This window comes from Siccibacter turicensis LMG 23730, from assembly GCF_000463155.2.
Classification (GTDB): Bacteria; Pseudomonadota; Gammaproteobacteria; order Enterobacterales; family Enterobacteriaceae; genus Siccibacter; species Siccibacter turicensis.
The window spans coordinates 548,747-560,367 of record NZ_AWFZ01000028.1; the positions used below are offsets into that span (position 1 = coordinate 548,747).

The following is an 11,621-nucleotide window of genomic DNA, read 5'->3' on the forward strand; positions in this document are numbered from 1 at the left end:
CCCCCTGTTCTTCATAGTATGGTGTCCGTTTAACGCGGAACGCTTCTCCAGTATATAAATTCTGCACGCCCTTTGCTTTACCTTGTGTAAAGAAAGTTCAAGCAGCACGGTGAAGGTTATCGGCCTGCCGTCAGGGAATCTGGAGAGCAGGCAAAAAAAAGCGCGGCCATGCCGCGCTTGTTGTCACTGGTGTCGGTCAGGAGACTTCCGCCTCGCCGGGCAACGCCTGTGGCTGAGGCTGCGGGGTGGCAAAACCGCGCAGGCCGACCACGTGCACATGCTCGGTGTTCTGGAACACTTTACGCACCAGTTTGTAGGTGGTGCCTTTCTCCGGACTGATGTTTTCCGGCGCCGCGATGATGAGCTGCATATCCAGACGTTCGCACAGCTCGAACAGCGTGGCGATAGAACGGGCATCCAGACGCGCTGCTTCATCAAGGAACAGCAGACGGCACGGTGAGATATCCTTGCCGCGCAGGCGACGGGACTCGTCTTCCCAGCTCTGAACCACCATTACCAGGATAGACATCCCGGTACCGATCGCCTCACCGGTGGAGAGCGCGCCGCTCTCCGCACGCAGCCAGCCGTCGGAGCCACGGTTAACTTCCACTTCCATTTCCAGATAGTTGCGGTAGTCGAGCAGCTCCTCACCGATGGTCTGCGGCGTACGCTGCCCCATATCCACCTGCGGATTCAGGCGCTGATACAGCTTCGCCAGCGCCTCGGAGAAGGTCAGGCGGTTGCTGTTGAACAGATCCTGATGCTGCTCATGCTGCTCGGAGAGCACGTCGAGCAGCGTGGCATGGCTTTCACGCACGTTCACGTTGAGGCGCACGCTGTTGACCTGGCCGAAGGAGACGCTCTGCAGGCCCTGGTTCAGCATGCGGATACGGTTCTGCTCGCGCTGAATGGTTTTGCGAATGATGTTCGCCACGCTGCGGGAGCTTATCGCCAGCTTCTGCTCGCGGGAGGTCAGCTCTTCGGTGAGACGGCCCAGCTCGATCTCCATCTGCTCGATGGCTTCGACCGGATCGTCGGTACGAATGATGTCCTGACGAATACGCTCGCGCAGATGCTGATAGACCGCGACGAAGAACTGAATCTTACGCTCCGGCCGTTTCGGATCTTCAGACAGGCGCAGCACATCGCGCAGGTGTTCGTTGTCCGCCACCGCCAGGCGCAGCGCCCCCAGCGCCTTATCCGACATCGAGCGCAGCTCGTCGCCGGAGAGATAGGCCAGTTCACGGCGATGCAGACGGCGCTCGACGCCGTTGTCTTTCACCATGCGCATTACCGCGCACCATCCCGCTTTCGCCGTTACCACCTGCTCGCGCATCTCGTGGTAATCGCGCTCCAGGCGTTTAAGCTTACGGGTCAGGTTATCCATCTCCGCTTCGCAGTAGGTCAGCTGTTTTTCCAGCTGATTGCGGCGGCTGCGGTTGCCGGAGAGCTGGGTGTGCAGCTCGTCGCGACGCTGACGGGCACGCTCTTCCGCCCCGCTGTCGGCGCGCACGCCGATATCCTGCAGCTCTTTATGCAGATCGTTGAGCAGCTCTTTCTTGGTATCGAAGGAGCTTTTCAGCGATGCCAGCACCTGGTTGTACTGCCCAAGCTGTGCCGCATGGGTACGCAGCGCATCACGGGCGCGGGCGCGTTCGGTTTCGGCCTGCTCCAGACGCTGGCGTAGCTTCTCGTTAAGGTCGCTGTTGCCATTGAGCATCTCCGCCGAGTCGGTATAGCTGAAGTGCGCGCGGCGCTGTACCACTTCGCTCAGCGCGAAGGACTGCTGGCGCGCTTCGCGCTGGGTCACACGCGCCTGCTCGTAGTCGGCTTTCAGCTGCTCATACTGCTCAGGGTCGCTTTGCAGTACCGACACCATCGGCTCCAGCTTCGCCAGCTGGTTGCCATGCTGCTGGATAAAGCGCGCGGCTTCCTGCGCCTCGTCCAGTCGCTCCTGGATTTCGTCAACGCGGTCGGCCAGGGTGTCGTCGGTCAGCAGATTGAGACGCGGCAGCAGGCGGTTAAGCTGTGCGACCGCTTCTTTCGCCTGATCGTACTGGGTACGCTGCTGCTGATTATCATTTTCGTGGTTGCTGATGGCGCGTTCAATCTCCCCGCGGCGGGCCGACAGGGTACGGATTTCCGCTTCCGGATCCGCATCAAAGGCGACGGCCAGATGGCTGCCGATAAAGCGGCTGAACGCCTGATGCAGACGCTGGGTTTTCTGAACGTCAAAGGCGAGCGTGGCAAAGCGTTCCGAGAGTGCTTCACGTTCGCTGTGCAGGCTTTCGATGCGGCTTTCACGCGCCGCACGGCCAAACAGCGGTACCGCCGGGAAACGGGAGTAGCGCCACTGGCGGTCGGCCACTTTCACCACTACGGCTTTTTCTAGCTCTTCGGCGGCAAACACGCTGTCATCGAACGACTGCGGATCCCCTTCGATGAGATAGAGATCTTCCGGGCATTCGTCCAGACCGTCGAGCAGATCGCGCACCCGCGACAGATCCGGCACCACGATCGCATGACGCGACGGACCGTAGAGGGCGGAGAAGTACGGGGCGTCTTCGAAGCTGACGTCGTCGTAAATTTCAGAGAGCAGCACGCCGCCAAAACGTTCGGCCAGCGCGTTGAGACGCTGATCTTCCGAGCCGCCCGGCTGGCTTAAGCGCTCGATCTCTTCATCGACGGCGCGTTTGAGCGTCCCGACTTCGTCTCGCTCAACGATGGCTTCGCGCTCGCGCTCCAGCAGCTGCTGCAGGTATTCGGTGACGTCCTGAGAGGATTCGAAGGTTTCCCCGCTCTGTTCGCTAAGCTGTGACAGGCTGCTCTGCGCCGCCAGCCATACCGGCGCGCGCTGGGTCAGGGTTTTAATCGTGGCCTGTACCTGCTCCAGCTCCTGACGCAGCGCCACGCGCTGCTCGCCGGCCTTCGCCACGCTGTCAGAGAGCGAGGCGATACGCTCTTCGTACTCCTGCTGCAGCGCTTCCAGCATCTCAGGATCGATCTGTTTGCCCTGACGCTTACAGAATTCGGAGAGCAGGCGTTCTGCTTCCTGCTGCTCGCGCAAGCGCTGTTCAAGCTCGTTCAGACGACCGCGCAGCGAGGCGACCTGGTCGGCCTGATGGCGCTGGTTGCTGGCATCGCGCAGCAGTTCCCGGGCGACGCTCCAGGCTTCGCTGCGGCTCACCGGCCCGTTAATCGCGGCCACCAGCTGATACGCCTGTTCAAACTGGCTGTGCGCAGTCTGGGCGACGCTCATTTTTTGCTCAAGCGACAGCAGTCGTTCCGTCGCTTCCTGCTCTTTCGCCTGGAAGGTGTCGAGCCAGCCTTCGGCGCTGTCTGCGGTCAGATCGGCGATGTGGCAGAGTTCACGCGCGCGTTCCAGCGCCTGAATCGCCTGCTGATACTGAATCGCGCGGGTCTGCTGCACGTCGAGCGCCTGCTGGTAGTCGGCCAGCTGGTTTTTCAGCTCGTCCACTTCCAGCTCCGCGGCTTCCGCGCGGGCTTCGTTCTCATGCTGCAGCTCGGAGGCTTCGGCAACGACCTCGTTTTGCTCTTCGAGACGGATCTGCAACTCGTCGAGATCCGCTTCATAGCGTTCGATTTTTTCCTGCTGGCGCAGGGCGGTTTGCACCAGATTCAGGTGATCGCTTGCCGCCTGATAATCGGCTTCCAGATCCCCTTCCGCACCGGCGTGCTCGCTCAGTTCGCGCGCCATATCGACATGCTTAAACTGCTCGGCGGCCAGCTGCTGACGGCTGGTAAACAGATCGCGACGGTACTCCAGCGCTTTATCAAGGTGGATACGGCGCTCGTTAGCATGGCGCATATAGTCCGCGGCCACATAGTTGGTGGCTTCGGAGATCAGATGCTTGAACAGGTCGCGGTCAGACTGGGTGACGCGAATCGCCTCCAGCGTCATGCGGTTTTCGCGCAGCGCCGCTTCCATGTCCTGGAACGCCTTGCGCACGCCACTGTTTTCCGGCAGCAAATAGTCGCGCAGCGAGCGGGTAATGGCGCTGGAGATCCCGCCGTACAGCGAGGCCTCGATCAGGCGATAGTATTTGCTACGGTCGGAGGCGGTACGCAGACGACGCGCCACCACGCCGAGATCGAACATCAGCGAGTGGTAGTCGGTGATGGAGTTGAATTGCTTAAACTGTACGCCTTCCATGGTGTCGAGCTTGTCTTTCAGCTCCTGCAGCGACAGCACGCGCGCCTGGCGCTCGTTCAGCGTCTCGGTCAACAGCTCGGTCGGCAAAATGGCCGTCGGCAGCCCCTGAATGGCGAAGGGTTTGATGTCCACTTTGCGATCGCGACCGGCGACCTGCTGCAGGCGCACCCCAACCACCACGCGCTGATGGCGCGAGTTGATCACATCCAGCACCGAGTAGCATACGCCCGCTTTCAGCTTACCGTGCAGGCCCTTATCGCGTGAGCCGCTGGTAGCACCGGCTTCCGTGGTGTTACGGAAGTGCAGCAGCGTCAGATCCGGGATCAGCGCCGTGACGAAGGCCGCCATGGTGGTGGACTTCCCTGCCCCGTTACCGCCGGAGAGCGTGGTCACCAACGCATCAAGGTCGAAGGTGCGTGCAAAGAAGCCGTTCCAGTTGACCAGCGTCAGGGAACGGAATTTACCGCGTTCAATCATTGTCATCCTCCGCGTTTTCCGCCTGTTGGTCATCGCTCTCATCATTGAGCTGCAGATGGTTTTCTACCGGCATCGCTTCGCCATCGCGAATCATGCGCAGCTGCGCTTCACGCGCATCGTCGCCGGCGCGCACATCGGCACCGAAGCGGAACACCGACTCGGTAATGCGAAACTTGCTGCTGTCGTGGCCCATAAACCAGATCATCCCCAGACGGCGCAGGCGCGTCAGGGAGGAGCGTACTTTTTCCTGCAGCTTCTGCCGGTCGAGGTCCGAACCGGTGGAGCGGTTGTTCACCAGCTTCAGCAGCTTGCTTTCGTCGGCCAGGCTCAGCAGCTCATCGTACAGCTCCTGCTGGGTAAAGATGCCTTCGTTCGCCAGGCGTTCCGGGCTGAGGTAGAGATAGCAGAGGATTTTACCGACCATCATATCCAGCTCGGAGAGCACCGAGCGCGGGATCAGGGTCGTTGAGCGCGGACGCAGATAGAAAAACCCTTCCGGGGCGCGGATCAGCTCCACGTTATAGCGGGCATAGAACTCTTCCAGATACTCCTGGAAATCCATCAGATACGCGTGGTTATCCAGCTCGTCGAGGCCGATATGGCGCCCGGCGCGCAGCTGGCTATCCAGTGCGGGAAACAGCGGGTTTGCCAGCGCCTGTGCCAGTTTTACCGGCATCGCTTGTTCAATATTTGTCAATGACATGCGCCTGTACCTTGGCTCCGTAATCATTAATGGCCTGCCATTTAGCCGGCAGGCCTGAGAAATCTGCTTCTGCCACCCCGAGGCGCACGGCCTGGTCGATGACAATACGCGCGAGGTCGAAGTGACGCGCGCGCGGATGCTGCGCCAGATAGTCACGCACCACGATGCCGAGATCCAGCGGACGTTGTTCCGTTTTAAATATCGCCAGCTGGGCTTCGATCATCGAGGCCAGCTGTTCACGGATTTCGTTGAACTCTTCATATTCCAGATCCGGCGGCAGTTCACCGGTGACCTCATCGTCGCGCAGCGCCATCTCTTCGTCGCGCATATCGAGCAGACGCTCGGCGCTGGTGTAGGTTAACGTCCAGGGCGCGTCGAAGTACGTCTGTACCGACTGCCGCAGACGCTGAGCGAAGACGCGGTTTTTATCCATATCGATGGCGGTACGAATAAACTTGTGTACGTGGCGGTCATAGCCAATCCACAGGTCGATCGCCTGCTGACCCCAGCTCACGATGCGATCAAGCTTACTTTGCAGGTCAAACACCAGCCGGTCGACGAAATCGAGATCGCTGCGCCCAAGCGTCGCTTCCTGAATCTGTAACAGGTTTGCCTGCAGCTTATCCCCCGCCGCGTCGAGCGTATCCTGCAGTTCACGCAGCGTACCGGAGGTTTCAGAGAGCAGCATTTCGCAGCTGGAGATAGCGGCACGCCAGTCTTTATTCAACAGCTGGGCGATATCGTCTTTCACCTGCTGCTGCTGTTCGTCCATCACGCGCTGGGTGAGATCGATGCTGTCAAAAATCTCAGCCACCGAGTATTTCAGCGGCGCGAAGACGTTGCGGTGCCAGTGGAATTCGTCCCCGCCTTCGTCGGCGGCGTCCGCGGCGCGCTTAAGTTCGCTTGCCACAATTGACAGCTGCATCGACAGGCGCAGCGTCGAGAATTCACGCTGGCGGATGTAGTAGTCGGTAATGCCGATACCGAGGGGCGTCAGGCGGTAAATGGCATTGCCTTCCGCCTGCTCGCTGGTGAAACGGTTGATCAGACGCTGACGCACCATGTCGTTAATGGCGTTGTTGGCGCGCACCGCGATGGTCTCGCTGGTCTGTTCAAAGCCGTCGCTGACGTGACGAAACGCGTCAACCAGCTCGCCTTCACTCATCTCGCCGTCCATGCGCTCACCGTTGAGGGTGGCGATAGCAAGCAGAAACGCCAGTCGGTCGACCGGCAACGAGATGGAGAAATCATTCTTTCTGGCCCAGGCAACCAGTTCGGGGACTGTCTGGGAAAAATCACTCATAACTTATCCTTGGCTCTGCGGCTTCAACGCGGTGACGTGGATGTAGCGCCCGAGATCGACCCAGGGCGCCTGCCGGCAATAGCGAGTTTCCAGCTCCAGCAGATCGTCATAGCACTCTTTCTGCTTATTCTTTTCGCGCAGATAATCATGAAACACGCGTACACCGGTTTTGCCCGTAATATGAAAGCCTGTTTGTTCAAGCCAGCGATACACATCCTGCGGCTGGCGCGGGTAGTCCGGCGACAGCGTACGCTTTTTGCGCTTGGGCATACCCTGCTCGACGTAGGCGAAGTTCCCGGCCACCATGTTGTGCATCAGCAGACCGTTGGCGTTGTAGAACATCAGCGACAGCGCGCCGCCGGGGTTCAGATGCTGCCACAGAACCTCAAGCATCGCTTCCGGCAAGGCGACCCATTCGAGCACCGCGTGAAACAATATCAGATCAACCGGTCTTTCCAAATGCTGACCGATCTCCTGCGCGGCGCATTGTATAAAATGCATGTTACCGCTCACACCTTTATCGGCAGCGAGCTGCTGTGCCCTGAGGATCATTTCACCGGAGAGGTCACACAGCGTGACGTGATGCCCGCGCTCCGCCATGCGGCAAGCGGTTTGCCCTTCTCCACCGCCGGCGTCAAGCACCCGTAGCGGGCCCGCCGGCAGCGTTGCCAGCAGCGCATCAAGGTCCTGCCACAGAATGGCCTGGCGCAGCTGTCCCTTCGTTGTACCGTAAATGTTGCGCGAAAATTTTTCCGCGATGTCATCAAAATTGCGATCCCGCATGGGTACAACTCCACAACGTAATGGGGGGAGAATGGCAAAAGCGCTATTTTGGCACAGCCAGACGGAGAATGAACCCATCTGGTGTAATATCAGCATTGTTTACCCGCCGTATGGTTAAAAAAGGAACCGGATAAGATGCTTTTCACGCTGAAGAAAGTGATTGGCGGCATGTTGCTGCCGTTGCCATTTCTGCTGTTTATGATTGGTCTGGCTATTTGCCTGCTCTGGTTTAGCCGTTTTCAGAAAACCGCGAAAGGCTTGCTGACGGTCTCCTGGCTGATACTGCTGCTGCTGAGCCTTCAGCCGGTGGCAGACGGGCTGCTCCGACCGATTGAGGATCGCTATCCGACACTGCATACCAGCGAGCCGGTGAAGCACATCGTGGTGCTGGGCGGCGGCTACACCTGGAACCCCGACTGGGCACCCAGCTCCAATCTTATCAACAACAGCCTGCCGCGCGTCACCGAAGGCGTCCGCCTCTGGCTGGCTAACCCTGGGGCGACGATGATCTTCACCGGTGCGCCGGCCCGTACCAACCCGGTCAGCACCGCCGAAGCGGGGGCACGGGTGGCGGAAAGCCTCGGCGTGCCGCGCAGCCGTATCGTGACGCTGGATACGCCAAAGGATACCGAAGAGGAAGCGGCGGCAGTGGCCGCCACAATTGGCTCCCAGCCGTTTATCCTGGTGACGTCAGCCTCGCACCTGCCGCGGGCGATGATCTTTTTCCGTCAGCAGGGGCTTAACCCGATTCCGGCACCCGCTAACCAGCTGGCGATCGACTCCCCGCTCAACTTCTGGGAGCGGATGATCCCGTCGCCAAACTGGCTGATGCACAGCGACCGGGTCGGATATGAGACGCTGGGACGCGTCTGGCAGTGGCTGAAAGGATCGTCAGGAGAGCCAGGGAAGCAGTGATTTTGAGGCGCTGTCGAAGGCCTGGCGGTTCATCCGCCCGGTCTGAAGCAGCTGCGACACCTCATCCCACAGCACATAGAGCCAGCGCCGCCACATAAAGGATTCCGCCACCGGGGCGCGCTGCAGATAGGACCAGAACAGGCTCTCACCCAGCCCGTCGTCCAGCAGGCGGAACAGATCATACTCACGCGGCGCCCAGAGCATGACGCCGGGGTTAACTACCGCCACCAGCTGATCGCTGCGCGCGTCTTTCAGCATACTGCGCAGGGTAAAATTACCGTGGACCAGCACGCTGTTATCGTTGAACCCGGCAAACAGTCCGTCGAGGCACTCCCGGGTGCGAAACAGCATGCGTTTATCCTGCATCGTCAGGCCGGTGTTATGGTACTGGTTCAGCGTGCTCCACAGCACTTCAACGCGCTGGCGATACCATGACGGCCAGATGTTTTCCTGTGTGCTGTCCACCACCCCAACGCAGCCGTGGCTGTCTACCCGATGCCAGGCCAGCAGCGCTTCCACAATCTGCTCTTTCAACTGCTCCCAGCGCGCCGGCGTCCGGGCCGGCGCCTCGACCGGCACGCCGTGCAGCCGCTCAATCAGCAACACGTCCTGTCCGGGATGATCTTCATGGGTCATGACGCCGTACACCACCGGCATGCGCACCGTGCCTGAACGGGCCAGCATGGAAATTTTCCACGCCACCTGCTTCGCCACCCCCGGGGTGCTGAAACTGCGCGCCAGCAGCGGCATCGCGTGCCCTTCGCTGTCGTACAGCGACCAGAGCGTGCTATCCGCTTTCTCATTGATGCACTCAAGGCGACTGAGCTTTTCGCCTAACAGATGGCTGAGCTCCGCACGAAGTCGATCCATTTGCCGTTACCCTTACAAATCACAATGCCTTTACTATGAGCGCGTCAGGCAGGGATGTCACCCGGGGAGATCAAGATCGACGTAGAAAACGAGCGGCGCGGCGGGGAAAATGCGGCACCCCAGGCGGAGGGGGTGCCGGAAGGTATTACTGCATTTCGAGACGGACACGTTCCAGATCTTCCGGCGTATCGACGCCGGTTCCCGGCACCGCTTTCGCGACCGCGACGTGGATTTTCTCGCCGTACCACAGCACGCGCAGCTGCTCGAGCATCTCAATCTGCTCCAGCTGGCTCGGCTGCCAGGTCACGTAGCGACGGATAAACCCGGCACGGTAACCGTAGATACCGATATGGCGCAGGAAGCTGTCACCGATGGTGTCACGCGACTGGGCAAAACGATCGCGATCCCAGGGAATGGTGGCGCGCGAGAAGTAGAGCGCATAGCCGTTCGCATCGGTTACCACTTTCACCGCGTTGGGGTTGAACGCCTCCTCCGCCGAGTGCACCGGTACAGCCAGCGTTGCCATGCCCGCTTTGCTGGCGGTGAGATTTTCCGCGACCTGGCGAATAATCACCGGCGGGATGGCTGGCTCATCGCCCTGTACGTTAACGATGACGGTATCATCGCTGAAGCCGCAGGCTTCAATCACTTCCGCCAGACGTTCAGTACCGGACTGGTGATCGGCGCGGGTCATGCAGACTTCGCCCCCGGCGGCTTCCACCGCGCGCGCGACGTCAGGGTGATCGGTGGCAACGATGATGCGTCCGGCACCCGATTCGCGGGCGCGCTCCAGCACGTGCACAACCATCGGTTTACCGTTGATATCCACCAACGGTTTGCCCGGTAGACGGGTGGAGGCATAGCGGGCAGGAATAATGACCACAAAACTCATGGCTTGCTCTCTTCCAGGTTTAACGGGCGGGCTTCATTCTCCAGCAGCACAGGAATGCCATCGCGCAGCGGGAAAGCAAGTGCGTCGGATTTGCAGATAAGTTCCTGGTTTTCCTGATTGAAATAGAGTTTGCCGGTACAGACGGGGCAGGCAATGATTTCGAGTAAGCGATGATCCATAAATCCTCCGGATGGACCCGATAAGTCAGTGGGATGAGAATATCATAACCCGCTCGCGGGGGATGTAATTTCCCACCCCTCTCCCCACTGCGCTGCCAGCGCCTCGGGAAGCCGCTGAAAGATAATGCGCCCCGCCGACTGCCAGCGGGCAAAATCGTTGAGCGCGGTTTCCAACCCCGCCGCCAGCCCTGAGGTCACCGCAACGTCCTCTTCCAGGTAAAGCGCAATCACCTCAAGGGTGCCCGTTTTACGATGCATTTTGGCATCCATGCGCCCGACCAGCGCCTCGCGGTGCAACAGCGGCAGGACAAAGTAGCCATATTTACGCTTTGCCGCCGGGGTGTAGCATTCGAGACGATAAGAGAAATTAAATAGCTGTTCGGCGCGTCGTCGGTCCCAGACCACCGGATCGAACGGCGACAGCACGGCGCTGTGGGTGGCGTTCAGTTTACCCAGCGCGGCCAGCGCCAGCTCCGGCTGCCAGGCCTGATGAACCCACATCGTGCCGAGCGATTCCACCGTCACCGGCAGGACGATGCCCTGCTCCTGCCAGCGAAGCAGGGTGCTTTTTACATCCACCTTTTTAAGACGGTAGTAATCAGCAAGCCACTCCGGGCGAAAAATCCCCAGACTGCGGGCGCTGTTTTCCAGCATGGCACGCTGCGCCTCGGCGGCGTCCGGCAGGTGCAGCGCATCGTCCCAGTGGGGCATGACGCGCGAGGTGAGATCGTAGACGCGTTGAAAGTTACGCCGTTCAACCACCATCAGCTCGCCGGCGGTGAACAACCCCTCCAGATGACGCTTGTGGGGCTTCCACTCCCACCAGCCGCTGGCGCCTTTACGCGGATGTTCAAAATCCGCCGAACGCACCGGACCATGCTGCGTAATGTGGGCGATGAGCTGCGCGATCTCCTCTGCGTTTTCGCGCATCCACCCGGCACGATATTTCCAGCCCATTTGTTCCGGGTTAAGCATGCGATGGCGCACCAGTGCAAAGTCGCTGCGCGGTAAAAAACAGGCTTCGTGCGCCCAGTACTCCATCAGCTCACCGTGCGCCAGCGCCTCATCCAGCCAGCGCGGTGGATAGCTACCGAGACGGCTGAATAACACCAGGTAAGGGCTGCGCGCCACAATATTGATGGTATCGATTTGCAGGAGCGACATGCGGGTGATGGTCGCCAGAATGTCAGCAGGACGCGCGGTGTGGCGCAGTTTTTTAAGCAGGCCCTGGGCGGCGAGGTGGAGATGGCGAGCGGCGCGAAGCGAAAGGTGCGGTACGGTCATTTCAGCATCCTGTCAGGGAGTGTCCGACTACGCCGCGCCGC

9 protein-coding genes are annotated in these 11,621 nt (G+C 60.1%); 1 reads left to right on the forward strand and 8 read right to left on the reverse strand.

The window, feature by feature from the left end; translation table 11 throughout:
- Positions 1-196: 196 nt before the first annotated feature.
- From mukB to cmoM, 4 genes are read right to left on the reverse strand one after another with little or no spacing between them, the layout of a single operon-like run.
- On the reverse strand, positions 197-4,651 hold the full coding sequence (mukB, locus tag DW58_RS06995) for a chromosome partition protein MukB (RefSeq protein WP_024548360.1): 4,455 nt from the start codon (positions 4,649-4,651) through the stop codon (positions 197-199).
- Positions 4,644-5,354 carry a chromosome partition protein MukE gene (gene mukE, locus DW58_RS07000; RefSeq protein ID WP_071789235.1) on the reverse strand — a complete coding sequence of 237 codons (711 nt, stop codon included), beginning with the start codon at positions 5,352-5,354 and terminating at the stop codon, positions 4,644-4,646. The genes mukB and mukE overlap by 8 nt, the downstream gene beginning before the upstream one ends.
- Positions 5,335-6,657 (reverse strand): chromosome partition protein MukF, encoded by a 1,323-nt coding sequence (gene mukF / locus DW58_RS07005; protein WP_024548362.1) that lies wholly within the window; start codon positions 6,655-6,657, stop codon positions 5,335-5,337. Before mukF ends, mukE begins: the two co-directional genes overlap by 20 nt.
- A gap of 3 nt (positions 6,658-6,660) precedes the next feature.
- Positions 6,661-7,440 (reverse strand): tRNA uridine 5-oxyacetic acid(34) methyltransferase CmoM, encoded by a 780-nt coding sequence (cmoM, locus tag DW58_RS07010; protein WP_024548363.1) that lies wholly within the window; start codon positions 7,438-7,440, stop codon positions 6,661-6,663.
- 135 nt (positions 7,441-7,575) lie between these two features.
- Between cmoM and elyC the strand changes: the two genes are divergently transcribed.
- Positions 7,576-8,355 (forward strand): envelope biogenesis factor ElyC, encoded by a 780-nt coding sequence (gene elyC, locus DW58_RS07015; RefSeq protein ID WP_024548364.1) that lies wholly within the window; start codon positions 7,576-7,578, stop codon positions 8,353-8,355.
- Here elyC and DW58_RS07020 read toward each other — a convergent pair.
- The 4 genes from DW58_RS07020 to DW58_RS07035 form a co-directional block, all read right to left on the reverse strand.
- A complete protein-coding gene (locus DW58_RS07020; RefSeq protein WP_024548365.1) occupies positions 8,332-9,225 on the reverse strand; it encodes a YcbJ family phosphotransferase in 894 nt (297 codons plus the stop codon). The genes elyC and DW58_RS07020 overlap by 24 nt on opposite strands.
- 145 nt (positions 9,226-9,370) lie before the next feature.
- Entirely contained in the window at positions 9,371-10,117 is a 747-nt protein-coding gene (gene kdsB / locus DW58_RS07025; RefSeq protein WP_024548366.1) for a 3-deoxy-manno-octulosonate cytidylyltransferase, read from the reverse strand.
- On the reverse strand, positions 10,114-10,296 hold the full coding sequence (locus tag DW58_RS07030; RefSeq protein ID WP_024548367.1) for a Trm112 family protein: 183 nt from the start codon (positions 10,294-10,296) through the stop codon (positions 10,114-10,116). Before DW58_RS07030 ends, kdsB begins: the two co-directional genes overlap by 4 nt.
- A gap of 42 nt (positions 10,297-10,338) precedes the next feature.
- Positions 10,339-11,580 carry a winged helix-turn-helix domain-containing protein gene (locus DW58_RS07035; RefSeq protein ID WP_024548368.1) on the reverse strand — a complete coding sequence of 414 codons (1,242 nt, stop codon included), beginning with the start codon at positions 11,578-11,580 and terminating at the stop codon, positions 10,339-10,341.
- Positions 11,581-11,621 lie beyond the last annotated feature (41 nt).